Source organism: Flavimobilis sp. BM9 (assembly GCF_058313055.1).
In genome coordinates this window covers 26,315-51,100 of sequence record NZ_JBZEMO010000003.1, presented here as the reverse complement: position 1 = coordinate 51,100, position 24,786 = coordinate 26,315, and the positions used below count along the sequence as shown (strand labels likewise).

The 24,786-nt window shown below is 71.6% G+C and carries 25 protein-coding genes; 10 read left to right on the top strand and 15 right to left on the bottom strand.

All coding sequences use genetic code 11. The features are described 5' to 3' along the window. Positions 1-73: 73 nt before the first annotated feature. Both AC4F3Q_RS06290 and AC4F3Q_RS06285 read right to left on the bottom strand, forming a co-directional pair. On the bottom strand, positions 74-313 hold the full coding sequence (locus AC4F3Q_RS06290) for a hypothetical protein (protein WP_491039221.1): 240 nt from the start codon (positions 311-313) through the stop codon (positions 74-76). A gap of 11 nt (positions 314-324) precedes the next feature. Next, the gene (locus AC4F3Q_RS06285; RefSeq protein ID WP_491039220.1) at positions 325-1,569 is read right to left on the bottom strand and encodes an inorganic phosphate transporter; all 1,245 of its coding nucleotides are present in this window, start codon (positions 1,567-1,569) and stop codon (positions 325-327) included. 196 nt (positions 1,570-1,765) lie between these two features. Between AC4F3Q_RS06285 and guaB1 the strand changes: the two genes are divergently transcribed. The 4 genes from guaB1 to AC4F3Q_RS06265 all read left to right on the top strand — a co-directional run bounded on the left by guaB1 (position 1,766) and on the right by AC4F3Q_RS06265 (position 6,761). Further along, complete coding sequence (guaB1, locus tag AC4F3Q_RS06280; RefSeq protein ID WP_491039219.1) at positions 1,766-3,214, top strand: GMP reductase; 1,449 nt, start codon at positions 1,766-1,768, stop codon at positions 3,212-3,214. Between the two features lie 53 nt (positions 3,215-3,267). After that, complete coding sequence (locus tag AC4F3Q_RS06275) at positions 3,268-4,005, top strand: type 1 glutamine amidotransferase (protein WP_491039218.1); 738 nt, start codon at positions 3,268-3,270, stop codon at positions 4,003-4,005. A 1-nt stretch (position 4,006) separates the two neighbouring features. Further along, entirely contained in the window at positions 4,007-4,675 is a 669-nt protein-coding gene (locus tag AC4F3Q_RS06270) for an NUDIX hydrolase (protein ID WP_491039217.1), read from the top strand. A gap of 79 nt (positions 4,676-4,754) precedes the next feature. Beyond that, positions 4,755-6,761, top strand: coding sequence for a S9 family peptidase (locus tag AC4F3Q_RS06265; protein WP_491039216.1), 2,007 nt, complete (start codon positions 4,755-4,757; stop codon positions 6,759-6,761). A 172-nt stretch (positions 6,762-6,933) separates the two neighbouring features. Here AC4F3Q_RS06265 and AC4F3Q_RS06260 read toward each other — a convergent pair whose 3' ends face one another. Continuing rightward, positions 6,934-7,386, bottom strand: a complete 453-nt coding sequence (locus AC4F3Q_RS06260; RefSeq protein ID WP_491039215.1) for a hypothetical protein — start codon at positions 7,384-7,386, stop codon at positions 6,934-6,936. Between the two features lie 135 nt (positions 7,387-7,521). Between AC4F3Q_RS06260 and AC4F3Q_RS06255 the strand changes: the two genes are divergently transcribed. Then, positions 7,522-7,950, top strand: coding sequence for a DUF1801 domain-containing protein (locus AC4F3Q_RS06255; RefSeq protein ID WP_491039214.1), 429 nt, complete (start codon positions 7,522-7,524; stop codon positions 7,948-7,950). Between the two features lie 64 nt (positions 7,951-8,014). Here AC4F3Q_RS06255 and acnA read toward each other — a convergent pair whose 3' ends face one another. Further along, positions 8,015-10,765 (bottom strand): aconitate hydratase AcnA, encoded by a 2,751-nt coding sequence (gene acnA / locus AC4F3Q_RS06250; RefSeq protein ID WP_491039213.1) that lies wholly within the window; start codon positions 10,763-10,765, stop codon positions 8,015-8,017. A gap of 250 nt (positions 10,766-11,015) precedes the next feature. On the opposite strand from acnA, the gene AC4F3Q_RS06245 reads away from it, so the two are divergent. Then, positions 11,016-11,534, top strand: coding sequence for a glutathione peroxidase (locus tag AC4F3Q_RS06245; RefSeq protein ID WP_491039212.1), 519 nt, complete (start codon positions 11,016-11,018; stop codon positions 11,532-11,534). Between the two features lie 12 nt (positions 11,535-11,546). Here AC4F3Q_RS06245 and AC4F3Q_RS06240 read toward each other — a convergent pair whose 3' ends face one another. After that, a complete protein-coding gene (locus tag AC4F3Q_RS06240) occupies positions 11,547-12,902 on the bottom strand; it encodes a class I SAM-dependent RNA methyltransferase (protein ID WP_491039211.1) in 1,356 nt (451 codons plus the stop codon). Continuing rightward, positions 12,899-14,914 carry an APC family permease gene (locus tag AC4F3Q_RS06235; protein ID WP_491039210.1) on the bottom strand — a complete coding sequence of 672 codons (2,016 nt, stop codon included), beginning with the start codon at positions 14,912-14,914 and terminating at the stop codon, positions 12,899-12,901. The genes AC4F3Q_RS06240 and AC4F3Q_RS06235 overlap by 4 nt, the downstream gene beginning before the upstream one ends. An 86-nt stretch (positions 14,915-15,000) precedes the next feature. Here AC4F3Q_RS06235 and AC4F3Q_RS06230 point away from each other — a divergent pair, with 86 nt between their 5' ends. Then, entirely contained in the window at positions 15,001-15,651 is a 651-nt protein-coding gene (locus AC4F3Q_RS06230) for a potassium channel family protein (RefSeq protein WP_168447583.1), read from the top strand. Then, a complete protein-coding gene (locus AC4F3Q_RS06225) occupies positions 15,651-16,337 on the top strand; it encodes a potassium channel family protein (RefSeq protein ID WP_168447290.1) in 687 nt (228 codons plus the stop codon). The genes AC4F3Q_RS06230 and AC4F3Q_RS06225 overlap by 1 nt, the downstream gene beginning before the upstream one ends. Here AC4F3Q_RS06225 and AC4F3Q_RS06220 read toward each other — a convergent pair. The 4 genes from AC4F3Q_RS06220 to dut form a co-directional block, all read right to left on the bottom strand. Continuing rightward, positions 16,258-17,043 (bottom strand): DUF3159 domain-containing protein, encoded by a 786-nt coding sequence (locus tag AC4F3Q_RS06220; RefSeq protein WP_491039209.1) that lies wholly within the window; start codon positions 17,041-17,043, stop codon positions 16,258-16,260. The genes AC4F3Q_RS06225 and AC4F3Q_RS06220 overlap by 80 nt on opposite strands. 20 nt (positions 17,044-17,063) lie before the next feature. Next, positions 17,064-17,438 (bottom strand): OB-fold nucleic acid binding domain-containing protein, encoded by a 375-nt coding sequence (locus tag AC4F3Q_RS06215; protein ID WP_168447289.1) that lies wholly within the window; start codon positions 17,436-17,438, stop codon positions 17,064-17,066. A gap of 42 nt (positions 17,439-17,480) precedes the next feature. After that, positions 17,481-18,218, bottom strand: a complete 738-nt coding sequence (locus AC4F3Q_RS06210; protein ID WP_168447288.1) for a DUF3710 domain-containing protein — start codon at positions 18,216-18,218, stop codon at positions 17,481-17,483. A gap of 177 nt (positions 18,219-18,395) precedes the next feature. Beyond that, positions 18,396-18,881, bottom strand: a complete 486-nt coding sequence (dut, locus tag AC4F3Q_RS06205) for a dUTP diphosphatase (protein ID WP_491039208.1) — start codon at positions 18,879-18,881, stop codon at positions 18,396-18,398. Positions 18,882-18,938: 57 nt separating this feature from the next. On the opposite strand from dut, the gene AC4F3Q_RS06200 reads away from it, so the two are divergent. Next, positions 18,939-19,442: a DUF3093 domain-containing protein gene (locus tag AC4F3Q_RS06200; protein ID WP_491039207.1), complete on the top strand. Its 504-nt coding sequence runs from the start codon at positions 18,939-18,941 to the stop codon at positions 19,440-19,442. 181 nt (positions 19,443-19,623) lie between these two features. Here AC4F3Q_RS06200 and AC4F3Q_RS06195 read toward each other — a convergent pair whose 3' ends face one another. The 3 genes from AC4F3Q_RS06195 to AC4F3Q_RS06185 form a co-directional block, all read right to left on the bottom strand. Continuing rightward, complete coding sequence (locus tag AC4F3Q_RS06195) at positions 19,624-19,923, bottom strand: DUF4193 domain-containing protein (protein WP_098456800.1); 300 nt, start codon at positions 19,921-19,923, stop codon at positions 19,624-19,626. Between the two features lie 279 nt (positions 19,924-20,202). Continuing rightward, entirely contained in the window at positions 20,203-21,045 is an 843-nt protein-coding gene (locus AC4F3Q_RS06190) for an inositol monophosphatase family protein (RefSeq protein WP_491039206.1), read from the bottom strand. Positions 21,046-21,047: 2 nt separating this feature from the next. Continuing rightward, on the bottom strand, positions 21,048-21,695 hold the full coding sequence (locus tag AC4F3Q_RS06185) for a trimeric intracellular cation channel family protein (RefSeq protein ID WP_350308785.1): 648 nt from the start codon (positions 21,693-21,695) through the stop codon (positions 21,048-21,050). A 124-nt stretch (positions 21,696-21,819) separates the two neighbouring features. Here AC4F3Q_RS06185 and sepH point away from each other — a divergent pair, with 124 nt between their 5' ends. Next, positions 21,820-22,929, top strand: a complete 1,110-nt coding sequence (gene sepH, locus AC4F3Q_RS06180; protein ID WP_491039205.1) for a septation protein SepH — start codon at positions 21,820-21,822, stop codon at positions 22,927-22,929. A gap of 66 nt (positions 22,930-22,995) precedes the next feature. Here the strand turns inward: sepH and AC4F3Q_RS06175 are convergent, their stop codons facing one another. Together AC4F3Q_RS06175 and AC4F3Q_RS06170 are read right to left on the bottom strand one after the other, a co-directional pair. Next, positions 22,996-24,180 (bottom strand): alkaline phosphatase family protein, encoded by a 1,185-nt coding sequence (locus AC4F3Q_RS06175; protein WP_491039204.1) that lies wholly within the window; start codon positions 24,178-24,180, stop codon positions 22,996-22,998. Then, positions 24,177-24,773 (bottom strand): DUF5998 family protein, encoded by a 597-nt coding sequence (locus AC4F3Q_RS06170; protein WP_168447283.1) that lies wholly within the window; start codon positions 24,771-24,773, stop codon positions 24,177-24,179. The genes AC4F3Q_RS06175 and AC4F3Q_RS06170 overlap by 4 nt, the downstream gene beginning before the upstream one ends. Positions 24,774-24,786: the final 13 nt, after the last annotated feature.

The following is a 24,786-nucleotide window of genomic DNA, read 5'->3' as shown; positions in this document are numbered from 1 at the left end:
TCTCCCACTCTACGGGGCTACCGCACGTGCGCGCCGCGCGCGGCGTCGGCGACGGTGGAGCGTCCGCGAAGGTTCAGTGCCCGCCGGAGACGATCCAGACGATGCCCGCCGCGACCGCGGCGAGCACGACGCCGAAGCACGCGACCGCACGCACACGGCCCGCGGCTGTCATGCGATCGACCCCGTCAGGACCGGTCTCGACCATGGCGGTCGACCGGATGCCGATCGCGAAGATCGCCGGCAGGCCGGCGCCGAGCACGAGGCCTACTCCGATGACCTTGGCGAGGGAGATACCGAGCTCTGCAGCGTTCATGTCCAGTCCTCTCAGACCGTGGCCGGGACAGCGGGTGGCTCGACCGCGGCGCGGTCCTGCGGGCAGGCGGGTGACGCGACGTCGGTCACGCCTGCCATGGCCTCGTCGACGGCGTCGCCGAGGCTCGGCGTGGCGTCGTCCCACTCGTCGTTGACGTTGTCGGGGTTGATCGGTTCCTTGCGGGAGTGCCGCCACATCGCGAAGCAGGCCGCGACGAGGATCGCGAACACCACGAGGATGCCGGTCGCTCCACCGATCAGGTCGGCGAGGAACCAGCACGCAGCGCCCACGAGGCCCGAGGCGGGCAGCGTGATGAGCCACGCGACACCCATGCGGCCGGCGACGCCCCAGCGCACCTCGGCGCCCGGGCGGCCGACGCCCGAGCCGAGGATCGAGCCGGTCGCGACGTGCGTCGTCGAGAGCGGCAGGCCGAGGCTCGACGACGTGAGGATGATCGCGGCAGACGACGTCTCAGCAGCCATCCCCTGCGGGGACGAGATCTCCACGAGGCCCTTGCCGAGCGTGCGGATGACCCGCCAGCCGCCGAGGTACGTGCCGAGCGCGATCGCGATCGCGCACGCAGCGATGACCCAGAACGGGATGTGGTCGTCTGCGGTCACCGTGCCGTGCGCGACGAGCGCGAGGAAGATCACGCCCATCGTCTTCTGCGCGTCGTTCGTGCCGTGCGCGAGCGAGACGAGGGACGCCGAGCCGACCTGGCCCCAGCGGAAGCCGCGCTCCTGCGTCTTCTCCGGGACGCCCCGCACGATGCGGTGGACGACCCAAGTCCCGATCGCGGCGACGAGGCCGGCGACGACGGGCGCCAGCAGGGCTGGCAGGAGGATCTTGGCGACGACGCCGCCCCAGACGACTCCGCTCGTGCCGAGCGCGATGAGCGCGGCACCGATGAGGCCGCCGAACAGGGCGTGCGACGAGCTCGACGGCAGGCCGAGGAGCCACGTGAAGACGTTCCAGAGGATGCCGCCGACGAGGCCGGCGAAGACGATCGTCAGGAGGGCGTCCCCAGAGACGCCGTCGAGGTTGACGATGCCCTTGGCGACGGTGGCCGCGACGGCCACCGAGAGGAACGCGCCGACGAGGTTGAGGACCGCCGAGAGCGCGACCGCGGTGCGGGGCTTGAGGGCGCCCGTCGCGATCGAGGTCGCCATAGCGTTCCCGGTGTCGTGGAACCCGTTCGTGAAGTCGAATGCGAGGGCGGTGATGATCACCAGCGTGAGAATCAGGAGCTCTGCCACGTCCTCAATGATGGGGGCAGGAAAGGTGTTGTCCACCCCCTGGAGGTCCTGAACCGCGCCAGATCACGGCAGATCTGTGGACATTTCATTGCTCGTTCACCTGCCGTTCACCTAGGGGCCCGACCGGGCCCCGCGGACCGGGTCGGGCAGCCCTGGGTCCCGTCCCCGTGTCGCACGGCGCACCTAGACTCGAGGCATGAAGTTCCTCCAGGGCCAGGCCCCCACGACAGACCTCACCTACGGCGACGTCTTCCTCGTCCCGTCCCGCTCGGACGTCACGTCGCGGTTCGACGTCGACCTCGCGTCGCAGGACGGCACCGGGACGACGATCCCCCTCGTGGTCGCGAACATGACTGCGGTCGCCGGGCGCCGCATGGCGGAGACGGTCGCACGCCGCGGCGCGATCGCGGTCATCCCTCAGGACGTCCCCGTCGAGGTCGTCGCGAACGTCATCGCCGACGTCAAGACGAAGGACCCGGTCATCGAGTCGCCCGTGACGATCGCTCCGCACGACACGGTGCACACCGTGCTGACCCTCATGGGCAAGCGCGCGCACGGCGCTGCGATCGTCGTCGAGGACGACCGCGTCGTCGGGATCGTGACGCCTGAGGACTGCCGCGACGTCGACCGCTTCACCCAGGTGCGCCAGGTCATGTCGGCCGAGCCGGCGACGCTCGACGCGAGCGTCCTCGAGGGCGCCGACGGGCTGCGCCGCGCGTTCGACCAGCTGCACTCGGCACGCCGGAAGGTCGCGCCCGTCGTGCGCGACGGCCGCCTCGTCGGCGTCCTGACCCGCAAGGGCGCGCTGCGCTCGAGCCTCTACTCCCCCGCGCTCGACGGCTCCGGCCGCCTGCGCGTCGCGGGAGCGATCGGCATCAACGGCGACGTCCGGGCCAAGGCCGAGGGCCTGCTCGCGGCAGGTGCGGACGCGCTCGTCGTCGACACCGCGCACGGCCATCAGCAGAAGATGCTCGAGGCCCTCGCCGCGGTCCGCTCGGTCTCGCCGGGCGTGCCGGTCGTCGCGGGCAACGTCGTGACGGCGGACGGCGTGCGGGACCTCGTCGAGGCCGGCGCCGACATCGTCAAGGTCGGGGTGGGCCCGGGCGCGATGTGCACGACCCGCATGATGACCGGTGTCGGTCGCCCCCAGTTCTCCGCGGTCCTCGAGTGCGCCGCGGCGGCCCGCGAGCTCGGCAAGCACGTGTGGGCTGACGGCGGCGTGCGTCACCCGCGCGACGTCGCCCTCGCGATCGCGGCCGGCGCGAGCCAGGTCATGATCGGCTCGTGGTTCGCCGGGACGTACGAGAGCCCGGGCGACCTGCACGACGACGGCACGGGGCGCTTCTACAAGGAGAGCTTCGGCATGGCGTCGGCCCGCGCGGTCGCCGCACGCACGGCGTCCGGCTCCCCCTTCGACCGCGCCCGCAAGGCGCTGTACGAGGAGGGCATCTCGACGTCGCGCATGTACCTCCACCCCGCCCGTCCGAGCGTCGAGGACCTGATCGACGAGATCACGTCAGGCCTGCGCTCGTCGTGCACGTATGCCGGCGCGCGCTCTCTCGAGGAGTTCGCCGAGCGCGCGGTCGTCGGGATCCAGTCGGCCGCAGGCTACGAGGAAGGTCGCCCGCTGCCCGCAGGCTGGTGACGGGACGCGTCGGTTCACCCGTGCGCGGCCGCGACGTGCGTAGAGTCGTCCCCGTGGAGTTCAACGACGCACCCGTGCTGGTGCTGCAGCACGCAGCCTGGGAGGGCCCCGGCCTGATCGCTCGCGGTCTCGAGCAGCGCGACATCCCGTGGACGGTCCGGACGGTCCTCGACGAGCACGACCCGCACCTGCCCGACGTGAGCCGCCTCGGCGGCCTCGTCGTCATGGGTGGCGCGGCTGGTGCGCTCGACGACGACCAGCACCCGGGTCTCGTTGCGGAGCGCAACCTCCTCGTCGCGGCGGTCGAGGCCGACATCCCGGTGCTCGGTGTGTGCCTCGGTATGCAGCTCCTCGCGGTCGCGCACGGGGCTGCGCTCCACGCGGGCGCGCACCACGAGCTGGGATTCGGCCCGGTCGCGGTCACGGGCGACGGCATCCGTGACCCGTACCTCTACCCGCTCGTCGTGGACGCCCACGCCGACCCTGACGTGCTGCACTGGCACGAGGACGGCGTCGAGGCGCCCGACGGCGCGACGGTGCTCGCGTCGACGGACGTGACGCCCGTGCAGGCGTTCCGGCTGGGAAGCGCGACGGCGTTCCAGTTCCACCTCGAGGTCGACGCGCCGATGCTGGGCGCGTGGCTCGACGAGCCGGAGACCGCGGAGGAGCTGACCGCGGACCAGATCGCGGCGATCCGCGAGCAAGGCCGTGAACGACTGCCGAGCCTCGCACCGCGCGCGTTCGTGGGGCTGGGCACGTTCGCGGACGCCGTGAGGTATCGGCGCGGCTGACGTGGACGCTCTCGCGCAGCTGCGGGCTCTCGCCGCCGACGGTCTCGACTGGCGCGCGGCGATAGGCCGGCTGCCCAACGCGGACGCGTCCCGTCCCGCGGCGGTGCTCGTGCTGTTCGGGCGGCTCGACGACGTCCCCGCGGAGCACGCGAACGACGCGCCCGCTGTCCCGGCAGACCTGGACGTGCTGCTGGTGCGGCGCGCCTCGACGCTGCGCCACCATCCCGGTCAGGTGGCCTTCCCAGGCGGTCGGATGGACCCGACGGACGACGACCTCGTCGCGGCGGCGCTGCGCGAGGCCGAGGAGGAGACCGGGCTCGACACGACAGGAGTCGAGGTTCTCGGCACGCTCGGCGCGCTCCCCCTGCCGGTCAGCGACCACCTCGTCACCCCGGTCCTCGGCTGGTGGGCGCGCCCCACGGCGGTGCGCGTCGTCGACCACGGCGAGTCGGCCCAGGTCTTCCGCGCACCTGTCGCGGACCTCGTCTCGCCGTCGAACCGGGGCACGACCGCGCTCGAGCGTGGCGGCCGCACCTATCGCGGCCCGGCGTTCGAGGTCGCGGGCAACGTCGTGTGGGGCTTCACGGCGATCGTCCTGAGCGGGATCCTCGACGGGCTCGGCTGGTCGGTCCCGTGGGACCGCGGCCGCGCGGTCGAGATCCCGTGGTGATCCGGCAGCACTGTGCCCGACCGAGCGCATGAGACCTGGGACCCGCACGTGCGCGCCGCGCATCAGCGAGGATGGCTCCATGAGCAACGACGCCCACACCCCCGCCCCGTTCGGTTCCTGGCCCTCGCCGCTCACCGCGGCCGCCCTCACGACGGACGTCGTGCGGCTGAGCGAGCCCGCTGTCGACGGTGAGGACACCTACTGGCTCGAGGGGCGCCCGCAGGAGGGCGGGCGGCAGGTGCTCGTGCGACGCGCTGTGGACGGCACGCTCACGGACGTCATCCCGTCGACCCTGCCGGACGGCTCGACGTTCGACGTGCGCACCCGCGCCCACGAGTATGGCGGCGCGTCGTACACCGTCGTGCCGGGCGGCGTCGTCGTGTCGCGGGCGGAGGACGATCGCCTGTACCGCGTCGACCGTGACGGTGACGGCTTCGCGGCGCCCGCGCCGCTCACACCTGCCGACGGCCGCCGCTACGCGGACCTCGACGTCGTGCTCGGCTACGGCCTGCTCGTCGCCGTCTCGGAGGACCACGGCGCACCCGGCGCGCAGCTGACGAACCCGCCGGCTGCGATCGTCGCGGTCCCGCTCGACGGTTCCGCCTCCGACGACGGGTCGCTCGTGACCGTCCTCGTCGAAGGGCCGGACTTCCTCACGTCTCCGCGCGTGAGCCCGGACGGCGAGCTGCTCGCATGGCTGTCGTGGGACCACCCGGCCATGCCGTGGGACGGGACCGAGCTGCACGTCGGCGAGCTCGCGCGCGGGGTGCACGGCCTGCGCGTCCTGGAGCGCCGCACGATCGCCGGCGGCGCAGACGTCAGCGTGACAGAGCCCCTGTGGACGTCGACGGGCGAGCTGCTGCACGTCGACGACCGGACAGGTTGGTGGAACCTGTACCGCACCGAGCTGACCGGCGACACGCCCCGGACGCGCGCCGTGCGCCCGGCGGAGGTCGAGCTGTCGACCCCGCAGTGGGGCTTCGGCACCCGGACGTACGCGATGCTCGACGACGAGCTCGCGGTCGTCACGTGGTCCGACGCCGGGCACCGCCGCCTCGGCTCGGTGCGTGTCACGAACGGCCAGCTCGAGGTGTGGGACGGCGAGTGGGAGCCCGCCGGCGGCGTCGCCGCGACGGAGGGCCGCGTCGTCGTCATCGCCGAGCACCCGAGCCGGCCCGCGGCGCTCGTCGAGATCGATCTGGGCGCGCGGCGCGAGGGCGACGGCGTGCGCGTGCTGCTGGCGAGCGCGAGCCCGACCCTCGCTCCCGACGACGTGTCGGTCGCGGAGGCGGTCACGTGGCCGTCGGGCGACGGCGTCGCGCACGGCTTCTTCTACGCTCCGAGGTCCGCGGCGTACACGGGTGAGCCTGGCACGCTGCCGCCGCTCGTCGTGATGTCGCACGGCGGCCCGACGGCGGCGACGCTCCCCGGGTTCTCGCCGTCGGTCCAGTACTGGACGACGCGCGGGATCGCGGTGCTCGACGTCAACTACGGCGGCTCGACCGGCTACGGCCGCGCCTACCGAGAGCGGTTGCGCGGGCAGTGGGGCATCGTCGACGTCCGCGACTGCGAGACGGGCGCGCTCTGGCTCGCCGAGCAGGGCCGCGTCGACGGGAAGCGGCTCGCCATCCGGGGCGGCAGCGCGGGCGGCTTCACGACGCTCGCGGCCCTGACGTTCACCGACACGTTCGCGGTCGGCGCGAGCCTCTACGGCGTCGGCGACCTCGAAGCGCTCGCGCGTGAGACGCACAAGCACGAGTCGCACTACCTCGACTCGCTCGTGGGCCCGTACCCCGAGCGCCGCGACCTGTACGTCGAGCGGTCCCCGATCCACCACACCGACCGGCTGAGCGCTCCGATGATCCTGCTGCAGGGCACGGAAGACACGGTCGTCCCGCCGAACCAGGCCCAGACGATGGCCGACGCCGTCGCGGCGCGTGGCCTCGACGTCGAGTTGATCCTGTTCGAGGGCGAGCGGCACGGGTTCCGGAAGGCCGAGACGATCCAGCGAGCCTTCACCGCCGAGCTCGCGTTCTACGGCAAGGTCCTGGGCTTCACCCCGGCCGACGGCCCCGCGGCGAAATGACCGCCGCGGGGCCGCACAGTGGTTACGCCGTCGATGAACTCCTGCACTAGGCGCGCTTGTCCCCCGCATGGGGCGACGACACCGTGCGCGTCCCCCTCGAACTCGACTGGCACGGCGGCATCCTCAACGCCTACGCGGCCAGATTGTTCGGTCTCTTCGGGGAACCCCTGCGTCACAGGAAACGACGCCGGGGTCCTTCCTCGAGTAGACGGGTAGCGGCGCTCCATTCAGCCAGCCACCGAGAACCGTCGCGGTAGGTGAACTCTGCGCACACGCGAGCTGGCCATGTGTGATCGTCGGGGTCGTCGGGTCTACCAAAGTCCTCGTCGACACCAATCTGAAATGTACCGCCCGGCTTCAACTCGGCGACGCGGTGAGTTGTCGGCAGTGCCTTCGTGCGGGCCTCGTCCGCCACGAAGTTGATGTCGCGGATGGGGTACGGCGTCCCGTTGGACAGCGTGAACATCAGGCTGTAGTCGGTGTGACTCGCCGCAATCTTCACAGCCTGCACGTGCTCCATGCGCTGAGCATGATGCGCCATTCTTGAGCTCACCCGCGTCGACCAGAACGCCGCACCACCTAAGACGAGCGACCCAACACCATTCACCCAACCGAGCAAATCCATCTGCAGATCGTGTCATACGCGTCGGATCGGGCGCCTGTTCATGGCCGTGAAGCGCTCGCCGCGCGCGGTACTAGTGCGAGGCCGCGCACCGCACGCGGCCTCGACCCGGATCGCTTCGCACCGCACAATTGGGTCATGGCCGACTCACCGAAGACTGCGCCGACCGACGCCGACGTGTCCGCGTTCGTCGCCGCGGCGAAGAATCCTGTCCGGCGGCGCGACGCTGAGACGCTGCTCGAGATCCTGGGCCGGGTCACCGGCCTGCCGGCCGTGATGTGGGGGCCGTCGATCGTCGGCTTCGGCGAGTACCGCTACCGCTACGCGAGCGGCCGTGAGGGTGTCATGGCTCCGGCGGGCTTCTCACCACGTTCGACGTCGAGCACGGTGTACCTCGCGGACGGCTTCGAGCGCCATGCCGACCTGCTGGCGCGGCTCGGGCCGCACACGACGGGGGCGTCGTGCCTCTACCTCAAGGACCTGGCCAGGGTGGACCTCGCGGTGCTCGAGAAGCTCATCGCAGCGTCCTACGCAACAGTCACAGCACCGGGCTTCGGCACGAAGTAGCCAGTGGATACGACGGCGGGGCGCGCACCCGAAGGTGCGCGCCCCGCCGTCGTGAGTGCGTGCGTCAGGCCGCGACGAGCGACCGCAGGACGTACTGCAGGATGCCGCCGTTGCGGTAGTAGTCCGCCTCTCCGGGCGTGTCGATGCGGACGACCGCGTCGAACGCGACGGTGGCGCCGTCCGCCTTCGTGGCGGTCACGGCGACCGTGCGGGGCGTCGTGCCGTCGTTGAGCGCCGTGATGCCCGAGATCGCGAACGTCTCGGTGCCGTCGAGGCCGAGCGACTCGGCGTTCTCACCCTCGGGGAACTGCAGCGGGAGGACGCCCATCCCGATGAGGTTCGAGCGGTGGATCCGCTCGAAGCTCTCCGTGATGACGGCCTTGACGCCCAGGAGCGCCGTACCCTTCGCAGCCCAGTCGCGCGAGGAGCCGGAACCGTACTCCTTGCCACCGAGGATGACGAGCGGGGTGCCCGCCGCAGCGTAGTTCTGGGCCGCGTCGTAGATCGCGGCCTGCTCGCCGGTCGTGAAGTCGAGCGTGTACCCGCCCTCGACGTTGTCGAGGAGCTGGTTGCGCAGGCGGATGTTGGCGAACGTGCCGCGGATCATGACCTCGTGGTTGCCGCGGCGCGAGCCGTAGGAGTTGAAGTCACGACGCTCGACGCCGTTCTCCGCGAGGTAGCGGCCCGCGGGCGAGTCCGGCTTGATGGCACCGGCCGGGCTGATGTGGTCCGTCGTGACCGAGTCGCCGAGCTTCGCGAGGACGCGCGCGCCCGTGATGTCCTCGACGGGCGAGGGCGTCAGGCCCATGCCCTCGAAGTACGGGGGCTTGCGGACGTAGGTGGACTCGGAGTCCCACGCGAACGTGTCGCCCTCGGGGGTATTGAGCGCACGCCACTTGTCGTCTCCCGCGAAGACGTCCGCGTAGTCGGCGGTGAACATCTCGCGGTTGATCGACGAGTCGATCGTCGCCTGGACCTCTTCGGTGGACGGCCAGATGTCACGCAGAAAGATCGGGTGGCCCGACTCGTCACGGCCGAGCGGCTCGTGCTCGAAGTCGAACTCCATGGTCCCGGCGAGCGCGTACGCGATGACGAGGGGCGGGGACGCGAGGTAGTTCATCTTCACGTCGGGGTTGATGCGACCCTCGAAGTTGCGGTTGCCGGAGAGCACCGAGACGACGGCGAGGTCGTGCTCGTTGACAGCGGCGGAGACCTCGTCCGAGAGCGGGCCCGAGTTACCGATGCAGGTGGCGCAGCCGTAGCCGACGAGGTGGAAGCCGAGCTTCTCGAGGTACGGCCACAGGCCGGCCTTCTCGTAGTAGTTGGTGACGACCTGCGAGCCCGGCGCCATCGACGTCTTGACCCACGGCTTGGCCGTCAGGCCCTTCTCGACGGCCTTCTTCGCGAGGAGGCCGGCGGCGAGCATGACCGACGGGTTCGACGTGTTGGTGCACGACGTGATGGACGCGATCGCGACCGCGCCGTGGAACAGCTCGTACGTCGAGCCCTCGGGGCTCGTGACCTCGACCGTCTTGCGGACGGGCTCGGCGATCGCGGGCGAGTCGGACGCCGGGAAGGACTCCTTCTCGGCCTCGTCGATGCCGTTGAGGACCTCGGGCGCGTAGTTCGGCAGGTCGCGCGTGAACGCGCTCTTCGCGTGGGAGAGCTCGATGCGGTCCTGCGGGCGCTTCGGGCCGGCGATCGACGGGACGACCGTCGACAGGTCGAGCTCGAGGTACTCGGAGAAGACGGGCTCCTGGGCGGTGGCCGGGTCGAGCCACATGCCCTGCTCCTTGGCGTACGCCTCGACGAGCGCGACCTGCTCGTCGCTGCGGCCCGTGAGGCGCAGGTAGTCGAGCGTGACGTCGTCGATCGGGAAGATCGCGGCGGTCGAGCCGAACTCGGGGCTCATGTTGCCGATCGTCGCGCGGTTCGCGAGCGGCACCTGGGAGACGCCCTCGCCGTAGAACTCGACGAACTTGCCGACGACGCCGTGCTGGCGCAGCAGCTGCGTGATCGTGAGCACGACGTCGGTCGCCGTGACGCCGGTCGGGATCTGGCCGGACAGCTTGAAGCCGACGACGCGCGGGATGAGCATCGAGACCGGCTGACCGAGCATCGCGGCCTCGGCCTCGATGCCGCCGACGCCCCATCCGAGCACGCCCAGGCCGTTGACCATCGTCGTGTGCGAGTCGGTGCCGACGCACGTGTCGGGGTAGGCGCGCAGCGCACCGTCGACCTCGCGGGTCATGACGACGCGGGCGAGGTACTCGATGTTGACCTGGTGCACGATGCCGGTGCCCGGCGGGACGACCTTGAAGTCGTCGAACGCCGTCTGGCCCCAGCGGAGGAACTGGTAGCGCTCGTGGTTGCGCTCGTACTCGATCTCGACGTTGCGACGGAACGCGTCGGCACGGCCGGCGACGTCGATCTGCACGGAGTGGTCGATGACGAGCTCGGCGGGGGCGAGCGGGTTGATGCGCGACGGGTCGCCGCCGAGGTCCGCGACGGCCTCACGCATCGTGGCAAGGTCGACGACGCACGGGACACCGGTGAAGTCCTGCATGATCACGCGGGCGGGCGTGAACTGGATCTCCGTGTCCGGCTGGGCGTCCGGGTCCCACCCGGCCAGCGCGCGCACGTGGTCGGCGGTGATGTTCGCGCCGTCCTCGGTGCGAAGCAGGTTCTCGGCGAGGACCTTGAGCGAGTACGGCAGGCGGGCGAGCCCGTCGACCGCGGAGAGGCGGAAGATCTCGTAGGACGCGTCCCCCACCTCGAGGGTTCCCTTTGCACCGAACGTGTCGACACTGCTCACGATGGCTCCTTAACTCCAGCGTCGGCCGAGCCTCGACGACGTAGCGCGCAGCGCCCTCGCGTCGTCGCAGTGCTCGGGTGGTGATCAGACGGGGGCACTCCCCAGCCTAGGCGGGCATGAGCGCAGGAACACCTGCGCAACCACCTGCCAGCCTACCATTTATCTTGACGTCAAGATAAGTGAGTCACGCCTTGCATAATTGCCCGGCACCGCCTGCTGCACCCGCACGAGCGACGCCTATCCTGGTCCGATGACCTTGCGCGACATCCCCCTGACCACGATCGAGGGCCGGACGACCTCCCTCGCGGAGCACGCCGACGAGGTCGTGCTCGTCGTCAACGTCGCGTCCCGCTGCGGCCTCACACCGCAGTACGCGACCCTCGAGGAGCTCCAGCGCACGTACGGCCCTCGAGGGTTCACGGTGCTCGGATTCCCGTGCAACTCGTTCGCGGGCCAGGAGCCGGGCTCCGCCGAGAAGATCACCGAGTTCTGCTCGACGACCTACGGCGTGACGTTCCCGCTCATGGAGAAGACGAAGGTCAACGGCCGGCACAGCCACCCGCTCTACACGGAGCTGCGCAAGGTCCCCGACTCGAGCGGCCACGCAGGCCGCGTGAAGTGGAACTTCGAGAAGTTCGTCATCCTGCCGGACGACTCGGTGCACCGCTTCCGCCCGCAGACCCAGCCCGACGACGCCGCGATCGTCGCGGTCATCGAGCGCGGCCTGGCACAGCGTGACAGCGCTGCGGCCGGCGGCGCGTCGGCCTAGCGCGGTCCGGCGTCAGGAACGTTCGAGGACCGTCACGCACTCCACATGGTGCGTCATCGGGAACAGGTCGAACGCGCGCAGCGACCGCACCTCATAGCCGGACTCGCCGAAGAGACCGAGGTCGCGGGCGAGCGCAGCCGGGTCGCACGACACGAGCACGACGCGGTCAGGGGTGAGCGAGACGACCTGGTCGACGACCGCACGTCCGGCGCCGGCGCGCGGCGGGTCGAGCACGACGACGTCCGCTCCCCCGACCGCGCCGTGGCCCTCGTCGCGCAGGACACGCGCGACGTCGCCCGCCCACAGGTCGACATGGTCCGCCCCGTGCAGGTTGCGGCGGGCGGACGCGACCGCCCGCTCGTCACCCTCGACGGACACGACACGACCGACCGGTCCGGTCGCCACGGCGAGCGGTGCCGTGAAGAGCCCTGATCCCGCGAACAGGTCGACGACGGTCGCGTCGAGCACGTCGCCCACCGAGTCGAGCACGGTCTGCGCGAGGAGCGCGGGCGCTTCGCGGTGCACCTGCCAGAACCCGTCAGCCGCGACCCGGAACTGGTGCTCCGTGCCGCCGACCGTCACGGTCTCGACGACCGTGCGACGGGCGTTCGGGCGGCGGTCGACGCGCGTGCCACGCCAGGGCTCACCGTCGACGAGGAGGATCGGCTCAGCACCGCCCTCGGGCGCGACGACGTCCAGCCGAGCGCCTGCCGTCCAGCGGCCGCTGAACACGCCGAACGCATCGGCGGCCGCGGCGACCGACTCGGTCGCGAGCGGCATCGCGTCGAGCGCGACGACGTCGTGCGAACGGTGTCGGCGCATCCCGGCGCGGCCCTCGGCGTCGGCCACGAGCTCGATGCGCGTGCGGTAGGCGAGACCGCCGCGCTCGTCGTCGCCCGGGGCTGCCTCGACGACGACGGGGAGATCGAGGTGGGCGATGCGGCGCAGCTGCTCCTCGATGACCTGGCGCTTCCACTCGCGCTGCGCGTCGAGACGCACGTGCGCGAGCTCGGCTCCGCCGACCCCGCCCGGACCAGCGGCGGGCCATGCGGACGGGACCCGGTCCGGGCTCGACTCGAGCACCTCGACCGCGTCGCCGCGCCAGAACTTCGCGTCCGGCGCAGCCGCTGTCAGGCGGACGCGCACACGCTCGCCCGGAAGCGCGTGCCGCACGAAGATGACCCGGCCCTCGTGCCGAGCGACGCAGTGACCACCGTGCGCGACCGGCCCCACCTCGACCTCGACGAGCGGCATGTCGACGGGTGCGTCGACCTCAGCACCGGGCCGCGTGCGGCGGGCCGGCCGGGACGAGCCCGGACGGGGGCCGCGGGAGGAGGATCGGGCAGGACGTGCGGGGGGCTGGGTCATGGTGCCTTCGTGTCGTCAGGTTCGGTCGGCCTCGCGTAGAGCACCGGCTCGGTGCCGGCGGTCGTCGCAGTGGAGGCCAGACGCCAGGGTACCGAGGCCACGACGACTCCGGGCGTGAAGAGCAGGCGGCCCTTGAGCCGCAGGGCGCTCTGGTTGTGCAGCAGCTGCTCCCACCAGTGACCCACCACATACTCGGGCAGGTAGACGACGACGAGGTCGCGCGGGCTCTCACGGCGCACCGAGCGCACGTACGAGAGCACGGGCCGGGTGATCTCACGGAACGGCGAGTCGAGGACGCGCAGCGGCATCGGCAGGTCGAGGGACTCCCAGTGCTCGACGAGCCGCGCCGTCTCGTCGGCGTCGACCGAGACCGTGACCGCCTCGAGCACGGAGGGCCTGGTCGCGCGGGCGTACGAGAGTGCGCGCATCGCCGGCTTGTGCACCTTGGAGATCAGCACGATCGCGTGGACCCGGCTCGGCAGCGCACGCTCGGTCGCGACGTCCTCGTCGAGCTCGAGCTCCTCCGCGACCGCGTCGTAGTGCTTGCGGATCGCGCGCATCACCAGGAACACGCCCGCCATCGCGAGGAGCGCGATCCACGCCCCGTGCGTGAACTTCGTCGCGAGGACGACGACGAGGACGGTACCCGTCATCCCCAGCCCCACGACGTTGAGGACGCGAGACCGCTTCATCTTCGACCGCTGCACCGGGTCGTACGCGAGGCGCAGCGCCGTCGTCCAGTGCCGCACCATGCCGAGCTGCGAGAGCGTGAAGGACACGAACACGCCGACGATGTAGAGCTGGATCAGGCGGGTGACCTGCGCGTCGAACAGGACGACGAGCACGATCGCGGCGAACGCGAGGGACACGATGCCGTTCGAGAACGCGAGGCGGTCGCCGCGCTTGTGCAGCTGACGCGGCAGGAAGCCGTCGCGCGCGAGGATCGAGCCGAGCACCGGGAATCCGTTGAACGCCGTGTTCGCGGCGAGGACGAGGATGAGGCCCGTGACCGCCGAGACGACGTAGAACATCGGCGGGAACGACGCGAAGATCGTGTGCGCCAGCTGCGAGAGCACCGGCACCTGGACGTAGCCGACGGGCGCGTGGCCGTCGATCAGCAGGTCCGTCGCCGGGTCCTCGACGTAGACGACACCCGTCGCCGACGCGAGCAGCAGGATCGACATGATCATGAACATCGACGTCAGACCGAGCAGCGCGAGCGTCGTCGCAGCGTTGCGGGACTTCGGCTTCTTGAACGCGGGAACCCCGTTGGAGATCGCCTCGACGCCCGTCAGCGCGGCACAGCCCGACGCGAACGCTCGGGCGATGAGGAACGCCCCCGCGAGCCCCACGAGACCCTGGTCGAACGCGGACGACGGCACGACGTCGTACGACGCGCTCTCCGCCCGCCCCAGGTTCCCTGTGACGAACTGGACGAACCCGATGACCGCCGTCGCTCCGACCGCGGCCATGAACAGGTAGACCGGGATCGCGAACATCTTCCCGGACTCCTTGACGCCACGAAGGTTCGCGATCGTCAGCAGGATGATGAGCGCGACGGCGATCGGCAGCTCGTGGCCACGCAGCGCGGGGATCGCCGTCGCCGCGTACTGCGCACCCGACGAGATCGACACGGCGACCGTCAGGACGTAGTCGACGAGCAGCGCCGACGCGACCGTCAGGCCCGCGCGCGGGCTGATGTTCTCCGTCGCGATCTCATAGTCACCGCCGCCCGACGGGTACGCGTGCACGTTCTGCCGGTACGACGCGACCACGACGAGCAGCACGCCGACGACCGCGACGCCGATCCACGGCGACATCGTCGTCGCCGTGAACCCGGCGAGCGCGAGCGTCAGGAGGATCTCGTCCGGGGCGTACGCGACCGAGGACAGCGCGTCAGACGCGAAGACGGGGAGGGCGATGCGTTTGGGCAGCAGCGTGTGCCCCAGGCCGTCGCTCCGCATCGGCCTGCCGAGCACGAGCCGCTTCGCCGCATCCATGATGTCCGACACGTTGAGCAATGCTAGGCCTGTTCTGGCGGTGGTGGGCGCAACAAGGTCCCGGGAGGTATACCTTCAGGTCTGTGCACTTCGTGATCATGGGCTGCGGACGCGTCGGAGCGGCGCTCGCGCACTCGCTCGAGAAGAACGGCCACTCGGTGGCCATCATCGACCAGAACCCCGAGTCGTTCCGTCGCCTCGCCCCCACCTTCACCGGCAAGAAGGTCACCGGCCTGGGCTTCGACCGGGACACCCTCGAGCAGGCCGGCATCGACGAGGCGTACGCCTTCGCGGCCGTGTCCGACGGCGACAACTCGAACATCCTCGCCGCACGCGTCGTGCGCGAGACGTTCGGCGTCGACAACGTCGTCGCCCGCATCTACGACCCGCACCGCGCGGAGATCTACCAGCGGCTCGGCATCCCCACGGTCGCGACCGTGCGCTGGACGTCCGACCAGGTGATGCGGCGCCTGCTGCCGCTCGGCACCACGGACGACTACCGCGACCCGTCCGGCCAGGTGCGCCTGTGCCAGACGGACTTCCACCCTGGCTGGGTGGGCCGCTCGCTCACGGTCGTCGAAGAGGCGACCGGCGCGCGCGTCGCGTTCGTCACCCGGTTCGGCGCGGCCGAGCTGCCGCGCCCCGGCATGGCGCTCCAGGAGAACGACGTGCTGCACGTCCTCGTGCGCTCGGTCGACGTCGCCGACGTCGAACGGATCCTCACCCACGCCCCGACCGAGGAGGTCTGATGCGCGTCGTCATCGCCGGTGCCGGCTCCGTCGGCCGCTCGATCGCCCGCGAGCTGCTCGCCCACGACCACGAGGTCGTGCTCATCGACCGTCAGCCCACCGCGATGCGTGTCGCGTCGGTCGCCGAGGCGGACTGGCTCCTCGCGGACGCGTGCGAGCTGTCGACGCTCTCCGAGGCAAAGGTCGACGAGTGCGACGTCATCGTCGCTGCGACCGGCGACGACAAGGCGAACCTCGTCATCGCGCTGCTCGCGAAGACCGAGTTCGGCGTGCCCCGCGTGGTCGCGCGCGTCAACAACCCGAAGAACGAGTGGATGTTCGACGAGTCGTGGGGTGTCGACGTCGCGGTGTCGACGCCGCGCATCATGACGGCGATGGTCGAGGAGGCCGTCGCCGTCGGCGACCTCGTGCGGATCTTCACGTTCCACCAGTCCGGTGCAGGGATCCTCGAGCTCACGGTCCCGCCGGACTCGTGGCTCGTGGGCCGCACGGTCGGCTCCGTGCCGTGGCCGACGGACACGGTCCTCGCTGCGGTCGTCCGCGACGCTCAGCCGCTCGCGCCGACAGCCGACGACACGCTCGAGGCCGGCGACGAGCTGCTGCTCGTCAGTGGCCGGGACGCGGACGAGGCTGCTCTGTCCGACCTGCTGACTGGCGCACAAGGATCCACGTCCCCCACAGCGTGACCGCCCACAGCGGGATGCCCATCGCGAGCCTCGCGGTGCCCAGCCAGCCGACCTGCGACCCGACGTACAGCGGGACCTGCACGGCGAGCCGGATCGCGAACAGGCCGACCCACAGCCACGTCGCGAGCGTGTAGCGGCGCACGAGCGCGTGCGACGAGCGCCACGCGCTGAAGCCTGCGAACGGGTTGGCGGGCGTGTCGCCGGCGGCGGCCTCGTCCGCGTTGGACGGCCGCGCGCCCTTCGTCTCGGCGAATCCCAGCCGGAACAGCTCGACGACAACCCCGATCGCAGGCCACCGCACGACGATCGAGACGAGGCACGCCAGGAGGTAGGCGGCGTTCGTGAGCAGGCCCATGAGGAAGTAGTCGGAGGCCTCGCCCGAGCGCCACGCCCACACGACACCGATCGCGACGCCGAGCAGACCTGAGAACGCCTGTGTGACCGGGGTGCGCTGCACGAGCCGCACGAGCACGAGGAGCACGGCGATCCCGGCGGACGCGATGAGCGTGGGCGTCAGCTCGAACGTCAGCAGGTAGACGACGACGAACACGAGCCCGGGCGCGAGCGCCTCGATCACGCCACGTACCCCGCCGACCGCCTCCTGGAGCGAGAACTCGCTCGCCGTCAGGGCGCGCATGCCGCGCGCCTGCGCGACCTGGGCCTCCGTGGGCTCGGGCGCGTCGTCGTGCGGGGTGCTCTGGTCCACGTCCTGCTCTCTCCCAGCCCTCAAGGCTGCACGTCGGTCGACTGCGGCAGCAGCTCGTACCGCGGGTTGTAGATCACGGTGCGGCCGCGGTCGCTCGTGACGAACCCGGCGACGCGCACGCGCCTGCCAGGCTCGACACCCGCGAGACGACGACGCCCGAGCCACACGAGGTCGACCGAGCCAGAGCCGTCGAACAGCTCCGCCTCGACCGCCTGGACGCGGTCGGTCGGCCGCAGCACGACAGACCGCACGATGCCCGACACCTCGGCGGGGCGACGCTCGACGAGGTCGCTGATCGCCGTCGTGCCCTGCTTCGCAGAGCGGACCCGCTCCTCGGTCGCAGCAACCTCGTCCTGGCTCGCCAGGACGCGCCGCAGCGCCGTACGCAAAGACATGTCAGTCCCCTCAGGCCGTCCGGGCCGCCGCGCGTGCGGCGGTCACCGGATCTCGGTGATCTCGGGGCCGCGCTCGAGCGGGTTGAGGTCGGGGGCTGCGGCCTTCTCGGCCGGGGTCTCCGGCTCGGGCGCAGACTCGTCCACCTGCTTCATCTCGGGCTGGTCAGGAAGGTGCAACGGGAGCAGCTCGCGCGGGGCGCGCGCCACCTCGTCGCGCACGACGACGACCTGGGAGAACAGCGCCTCCATGAGGCCGGCAGCCTGCGGGTCGACCGTGGCCTTGCCGGTCAGGACGCCGCGCAGGAACCAGCGCGGGCCGTCGACCCCGAGGAAGCGGATGACGCGGACGACGTCCTTGCCCTCGCCGTCCTTCGCGGGGGCCTTGACGAACAGCTCACGACCGAACCGGCCGGGGATGTCGTCGACAGTCGCACCCTGCGTCGTGAGCGACTCACGGATCTCGTCGCGGATCTCGTCCCAGATGCCCGCGATGCGCGGAGCAGCGAACGCCTGGATCTGCAGGACAGAGCTGTCGACCATGACGGACACGCCCGTGACGGCCTGCGTGTTCTTGTCGAGCTCCATGCGCACCTGCATGCCCTGGACGCCCGGCAGGAGGATCGAGCCGAGGTCGACACGGCTCGCCCTCGCGTCGTCGACCTGGCTGACGTCCCACGGACCGTGGTCCGGGCGCGCCTCGGTCTCCTCGGCCGCGGTGGCCTCGGCGTCGGGCAGCTCTTCGCTCGGCTGTTCCTTCACACGCCGTCCAAACAGACCCACTGCGGTTCTCCTTCAGGAAAGTTGCCTTGCATGCCTGCGACGACGGCGTCGGGGCGACCCGGGCCGCAGGTTCTCGCGCGACGTTACCGTGCGCGGTCGTCCTACCACCCTATGCGCCGCGCGGGCTGATGTCGCCGACCTGCGGTGCGGACGCGCTGAGCGACGAGCAGACGCTCGTCAGCGGGCTGCGCCCGGGTCCCAGCCTCCGCTCGAGCCAAAGCCTCCCGAGCCGCGGTGCGAGCCGGGGAGCCGCTCGGCAGGGACGAAGCGCGCACGCTCGACCCGCTGGATGACGAGCTGGGCGATCCGGTCGCCGCGGCGCAGGTGCACGGCCTCGGACGCGTCGGTGTTGAGGAGCGTCACGGCGATCTCGCCGCGGTAGCCCGCGTCGACCGTGCCCGGCGCGTTGACGACCGTGACGCCGTGCTTCGCAGCGAGGCCCGAGCGCGGGTGCACGAACGCCGCAAAGCCGTCCGGCAGCGCGATCGCCACGCCCGTCGGGACGGTCGCACGCTCGCCGGGCGCGAGCGTGACGTCCGTGCGAGCGACCAGGTCGGCGCCGGCGTCACCCGGGTGGGCGTACGTCGGGTACGGCAGCTCCGGGTCGAGCATCTGGACGAGGACCTCGAGGCCGCGGTCGGCGGCAGGTGCGTGGTGTGTCACGGCGCGATCCTAGCCGCGACGGCGCGGACGACGTCGCCCGGCTGGCATGCTGGGGACATGCCGCACGTCGAGCCCACCCTGCCGTCCGATCCCGTCGACAGCCCTCGCCCCGCCACGACCGCGGCGTACAGCGAGCGGCTCTCCCCCGGCATCTGGACGTACGGCGCGATCGCGCTGTTCTGCGTGTTCGTCTTCGTGATGATCGTCATCGCGAGCCTCCCGATCGCGGCGGCCGTCTCGCTCGCCCTCCTCGCCGCGGGCAGCGTCTTCGCGTTCGTGACGTCCCCCGTCGTCACCGTCGCAGACGGCCAGCTCCAGGCAGGGCGCGCCCGCATCCCCGTGACGCTGCTCAGCGAGCCGCGCACGCTCGACCGCGCCGAGGTCAGCGCGATGATGGGCCCGTCCTTCGACCCGCGCGCGTACGCGTGCCTGCGCACGAGCACGGGCAGCGCCGTCGTCATGGACGTCCTCGACCCGCAGGACCCGACGCCGTGGTGGCTCGTGTCGACCCGTCACCCCGAGGAGCTCGCACGCGCCGTTCGCGAGGCCCAGGGCCGCTAGGCCGGGCCCCTGCGCGCCCGGCCGTCTCACGTCCTTCCCGGACCGATCGCTCTGATCCACACGTGAGGTGTGCACCCGGGCGATCCGTCGGGAGGTGGAGACGGCGACGAACCGTCTCAGGACGACAGCGGGGCCGCGAACCTCTCGGTTCGCGGCCCCGCTGGCTGTGGTGCAGGTGCGCTCAGGCGGCGCACTCGGTGCAGACGGGCTGGCCGTCCTTCTCGTAGGCGAGCTGGCTGCGGTGGTGGACCAGGAAGCAGCTCGAGCACGTGAACTCGTCCGCCTGACGCGGCAGGACTCGCACCGAGAGCTCTTCGCCCGAGAGGTCCGCGCCGGGGAGCTCGTAGCCCTCCGCCGCTTCCGTCTCGTCCTCGTCGACGACGCCGGAGCTCTTGTCGGACCGCCGCGCCTTGAGCTCCTCGAGGGAGTCCTCGGACAGGTCCTCCTCGGTCTTGCGGGGGGCGTCGTAGTCGGTTGCCATATGAGGTGTCACTCCAGATCGGTGAGAGGATCACGCGGATGTTCCAGCACACGACCGTGGGGCCGTGCGTTGCGGCGTCGGGGGCGTCGCGTCGCCTCGCTCGAGGACCGGTGACAGCCCGTTCCGCCGCGCGGGCGGACGTCTGTTCCGTGTCGATCAGGTTCGGCCATGGGATTGTGCATCATTTCTCCGGCAAGTGCACGCTACCGAAGCGGATATTTCGGACCGAGTGACGAAAGTCGCGATCACGTCGCACGTCTGGTCCGGAGGGTCAACGTGCTACCGGTCCGATCGGTTCCCGACTCCCGTGGGCGCGAGGATCGCCTCGAGCCGCGCGACCGTCTCGGGATGCCCCGCGAGGACGAGCGACCGTCCCGGCCGTCCGCCCTCGAGCCCGACGACGACGCCGCCAGCCTCCCGCACGATCAGCTCGCCGGCCGCGTGGTCCCACGGGCTCAGGCCCTCTTCGTAGTACGCGTCGACCTGCCGCCTGGCGACCCGGCACAGGTCGAGAGCAGCGGAACCCATGCGGCGGATGTCGCGGACGTGCTCGAGCAGCGTCGCGACGGAGCGGCCCTGGGCCGCTCGGAGCGCGTCGTCGTAGAAGAAGCCGGTCGCGACGAGCGTGAGGTCGAGCGGGACGGGCTCGGCGACCTCCAGGCGCGCACCCTCGTGGTGGGCGCCGCGGCCACGGGCCGCGGACGTCGTCGCGCCCGTCGTGATGTCCGTGACGGCGCCCGCCAGGACCTCCCAGCGGGCAGGGTCGGGCTCCCCCGCGACGACGGCGACGGACACGGAGGTCGACGGCAGCCCGTACAGATAGTTGACGGTGCCGTCGATCGGGTCGACGACCCAGGTCAGCCCCGAGGTCCCTGCCGTCGCACCGCCCTCCTCCCCCAGGATCGCGTCGTCGGGCCGCTCGGCGGCGAGGATCTCGCGGAGGAGACGCTCGGCGGCGAGGTCGGCAGCCGTCACGACGTCGGACGCGTTGAGCTTCGTCCGGTCGACCGTCACGGTCTCGGGGCGCTCGCGCCGGACCTGCTCGGCCGCCGTGCGGGCGAGCCGCTCGGCGAGCTCCCGGAGGGTCTCGAGCGTGGCGTCGTCGACGTGGGTGTTCGTCATGGTCATCTCCCTGTGCGTTGTCGGCCGAAGCCCTGCCACGGGCCTGGCGCCTGCCAGTTCATCTTGAGCGACACGAGGCGCATCGTCAGGATCGCGAACGCGATCGCGGCACCCACCCAGGGGCTGAAGACGTCGAAGTGCACGGTCGCCGCGGTCAGCATGGCGCCGAGGGTCGCCGGGATCGCGTAGAGCTCACGCTCGCGCAGCACGATCGGGGCCTCGTCGACGAGCAGGTCCCGGACGAGCCCACCGCCGATCCCGGTGAAGAGGCCGACGAACACCGACGCCAGCGGCCCGACGCCGTACTCCATCCCCTTGATCGTCCCGATGACGACGAACATGGCGAGCGCTCCGGCGTCGAACACGATGATGAGCCGCCGCAGGGCGGCGAGGCGCGGGTGCATGAAGTGCACGAGGATGCCTCCGGCGAGCGCGGTGAGCACGTACCGCCAGCTCGTGATGCCGACGGGCGGCACAGCGCCGATGAGGACGTCACGCATCAGCCCGCCACCTAGCCCGGTGACCCAGGCGAGCAGGAGCAGCGAGAAGATGTCGAAGTTCTTGCGCACCGCGGCGAGCGCTCCGGAGATCCCGGCGAAGAAGATGGCGGCGAGCTCGAGCCCGTACATCGCGTCCTGGAGGATCTCCACGGACATGATTCTGTCAGCCGCGCAGGGGTGCTGTGACGCATCCGCGAGCGGCACACCGGCGGGGATGTCGGCGTCCGGCGCGCAGAGGTGGCACTGTGGTGACAGACCACGCACTGGAGGGCACATGGCTGACCTGGAACTGATCGGGCTGGACGAGGACGGCGAGCACATCGTGCTGGCGTCCTCCGACGGCACACGTTTCAGGCTCCGCATCGACGAGCCGCTGCGTGCCGCGGTGCGACGCAACCGTCCGCAGCTCGAGCAGCTGCGCCAGACGGCGCCGGGCTCGCTCCCGCCGCGCGAGATCCAGGCGCAGGTGCGCGCGGGCCTCACCGCCGAGGAGGTCGCGCAGAACGCCGGCATCTCGGTCGAGCAGGTGCGCCGCTACGAGGGCCCTGTGCTCGCGGAGCGCGAGTACGTCGCCGAGCAGGCGCGTGCGACGCGTGTAGGCCGCGACGCGGGCTCCCCCAGCCTCGGCGACCTGGTCACCGACCGGCTCGCCGCTCGGCACGTCGACACCGAGGAGCTGCGCTGGGACGCCTGGCGCCCGGTCGGGTCACCGTGGGTGGTGGCCGTCAGCTACGAGGTGGGCGACGCCGAGCACCGTGCGGTGTGGGCCTTCGACCAGCAGGCGCGCACGCTGACCGCGACCGACAACGAGAGCCGGTGGATCTCGGAGACGCGGCTGCACGACGAGGTCGTGCCGCGCCGCCACCTCGCGCCCGTGCGCGGGGACGTGTTCGACGTCGAGGCGTCAGGTCCGATCGCGGATCCCACCCCCGCCGAGCCCGCTGCTGTCGCCGACGCGACGTCGGCGCTTCTCGACGACCTGTCCGCGCGCCGTGGCGTGCGCCAGGCCCTCGACGTGGACGTGCCGGACGAGGACGACGGCCTGTTCGGCCTCGCTGCCATGACCCAGGACGACGAGCCTGGTGACGACGCGGGGGCACCGCTCCCGGTCGAGTCGATCGGCCGGCTCTACTCGCTCGGCGACCGCTCGCCGCGCTCTGCTCGCTCGGCTGCTGAGGTCGGCGAGACGTCCGAGCTGCCGGTCGCCGAGGACGTCACCGAGGTGCCCGAGCCTGAGGCTCCCGCACCGGCACCTGCTCCCGAGGCTCCCGAAGGTGACGCGACTCCCCCGCCGCTCGAGCGTGCCGCTCGTGGCGGGCGCAAGGGCCGGCCGCAGGTGCCGAGCTGGGACGAGATCGTCTTCGGCGCACGCACGGACGACTGAGCACCGGCGTCGCAGCGCCCGAGGGTGCAGCAGCCGCCGCGCCCCGGCGCGACCAGCCCGGCCGCCTCAGGCGGTCGCGACGAGCAGCGGGACCTTCATCTCGTCGGGCGTGAGCGACCCGTGCACGCCGATGAGTCCCATCGACGCCGGCGTCTGGCTCGCGCTGTCCACGACGACCGAGTTCTTCGCCATGATCACGACGAGGTCGCCGACGTCTGGGAGCGCCCGCTCGTGCACGGGACCGAACAGTCCTGCGGCGACGGCGTCGTCCCGCAGCGCGACGACGGCGTGCGAGCCGAGCACGCCCTGCCACCGGGCCTGGACCTCGACCGGATCGACGCCCGGCTCCACGTAGAGGTGCGTCGCACGGGGCTCGCCCGCGACGACGGCGACGCCGCGCGCGAGCTCTGGCTCGTCGGCGACGTCCCAGCGGGCCCCGCCGGTGACGTCGACCATGCCGTGGTCGGCGGTGACGAGGACGAGCGTGCCGCGCGGGACGGACCGCACGAGGCGCCCGATCTCGAGGTCGACCTCGGCGAGCGCGTCGCCCCACTCGCCGGACTTCCATCCGTAGTGGTGGCCGGCCTTGTCGACCTCGCCGACGTACAGGTACGTGAGCCCCGGTGTGCGCAGCGAGTCGACGGCCTGGTCGATGCGCGCGGAGAGCGTCGGCCCTGCGGCGTAGCGGGCGCCGCGCAGAGCGGCGCGCGTCATGCCGGACGTCTCGAAGCGGGCGAGGCCGACGGCGGTCGCACGGGCACCTGCGGCGACGGCCGCCTCGAGGATGGTCGGCTCCTGCTGCACCTGCTCCGGCTCGGGGAGGTTGGTCCAGGACAGCATGTTGGCGAGCTGCCCGGTCGCTGAGCTGCGGATCGAGTAGCCGAGCAGGCCGGTGCGGCCGGGGCTCGTTCCGGTGCCGAGCACGCCGAGCGCGGCGGCCGTCGTCGACGGGAAGGGCGCGGAGAGCGTGCGGGCGCTGGGGAGCAGGTCGCGCAGGGTGCGGGCGTGCCCGCGCCGCTCCGTGAGGAGCCGCATGCCGAGCCCGTCGACGAGGACGACACACACGCGCTTCGCAGCCGGCAGGCCGAGGGCCTTCATCGAGCCCGTCGACGTCTCGCCGTCGACGGTCGTGACGGGGACGCCGAGGGCGCCTGCAGCGCCGAGCATGACGGCGCCGAGGCCCGCGGTGCCGTAGGCGGGGCGGCGCAGCCCGCGACGGTCGAGGTCGGCCTGGAGGGCCGCGACCGTCATGCGCGGCTGCCTGTCGCCGCGGACAGCTGCCCCGCGAAGGCGAGGGCCGCGCGCACGGCCTCTTCACCCTCGGCTTGTGCGCTCACGCGCACGATCATGTCGTCGGGCGTCATGGTGCCGGTGAGGCCGTGGTCGGCGTCACAGTTCGGGTCGGGGCACGTTGCGGGCTCGAGGTCGATGCGGTTGACCGCTCCCCACCCGATCGCGATCGTCACCTCGTACGGCAGCGTCCCGGGCACGTGCTGCGCGGGCGCGGCGACGAACTGGGTGACGGCGACGGAGCGGACGGCGCCGAGCGGCAGGACCTCGGTCGTCGCGGCGGCGGACGCGACGGGGTGGTGCTCGTCGGCAGGCTCGTCGTCGACGTGCGCGGACACGAGCCGTGTCGGCGTCAGGACGAGCGCGGTGACGTGGCGGCGCACCTCAGCCGTCGCGAAGGTGGTCTCGGCGTGCACGAGGTGCGCGACGACCTCCTCGCCTGCGAGCGCGCCGTCGAGCACGTCCATGACGAGCTCGGGGTAGTAGCCGGCGCGGTGCAGCTCGGAGCGCAGGACGTCACGGCGGTCGGAGTGGGCGTGGGTGGAAGCAGACACCCGTCCATCTTCC

Bases quoted from the DNA above. Each gene is read 5' to 3' on its own strand.
- AC4F3Q_RS06290 (WP_491039221.1), bottom strand. From the start codon at position 313: ATGAACGCTGCAGAGCTCGGTATCTCCCTCGCCAAGGTCATCGGAGTA.
- guaB1 (WP_491039219.1), top strand. From the start codon at position 1,766: ATGAAGTTCCTCCAGGGCCAGGCCCCCACGACAGACCTCACCTACGGC.
- AC4F3Q_RS06265 (WP_491039216.1), top strand. From the start codon at position 4,755: ATGAGCAACGACGCCCACACCCCCGCCCCGTTCGGTTCCTGGCCCTCG.
- AC4F3Q_RS06260 (WP_491039215.1), bottom strand. From the start codon at position 7,386: ATGGATTTGCTCGGTTGGGTGAATGGTGTTGGGTCGCTCGTCTTAGGT.
- AC4F3Q_RS06255 (WP_491039214.1), top strand. From the start codon at position 7,522: ATGGCCGACTCACCGAAGACTGCGCCGACCGACGCCGACGTGTCCGCG.
- AC4F3Q_RS06245 (WP_491039212.1), top strand. From the start codon at position 11,016: ATGACCTTGCGCGACATCCCCCTGACCACGATCGAGGGCCGGACGACC.
- AC4F3Q_RS06240 (WP_491039211.1), bottom strand. From the start codon at position 12,902: ATGACCCAGCCCCCCGCACGTCCTGCCCGATCCTCCTCCCGCGGCCCC.
- AC4F3Q_RS06230 (WP_168447583.1), top strand. From the start codon at position 15,001: ATGGGCTGCGGACGCGTCGGAGCGGCGCTCGCGCACTCGCTCGAGAAG.
- AC4F3Q_RS06225 (WP_168447290.1), top strand. From the start codon at position 15,651: ATGCGCGTCGTCATCGCCGGTGCCGGCTCCGTCGGCCGCTCGATCGCC.
- AC4F3Q_RS06215 (WP_168447289.1), bottom strand. From the start codon at position 17,438: ATGTCTTTGCGTACGGCGCTGCGGCGCGTCCTGGCGAGCCAGGACGAG.
- AC4F3Q_RS06200 (WP_491039207.1), top strand. From the start codon at position 18,939: ATGCCGCACGTCGAGCCCACCCTGCCGTCCGATCCCGTCGACAGCCCT.
- AC4F3Q_RS06195 (WP_098456800.1), bottom strand. From the start codon at position 19,923: ATGGCAACCGACTACGACGCCCCCCGCAAGACCGAGGAGGACCTGTCC.
- AC4F3Q_RS06190 (WP_491039206.1), bottom strand. From the start codon at position 21,045: ATGACGAACACCCACGTCGACGACGCCACGCTCGAGACCCTCCGGGAG.
- sepH (WP_491039205.1), top strand. From the start codon at position 21,820: ATGGCTGACCTGGAACTGATCGGGCTGGACGAGGACGGCGAGCACATC.
- AC4F3Q_RS06175 (WP_491039204.1), bottom strand. From the start codon at position 24,180: ATGACGGTCGCGGCCCTCCAGGCCGACCTCGACCGTCGCGGGCTGCGC.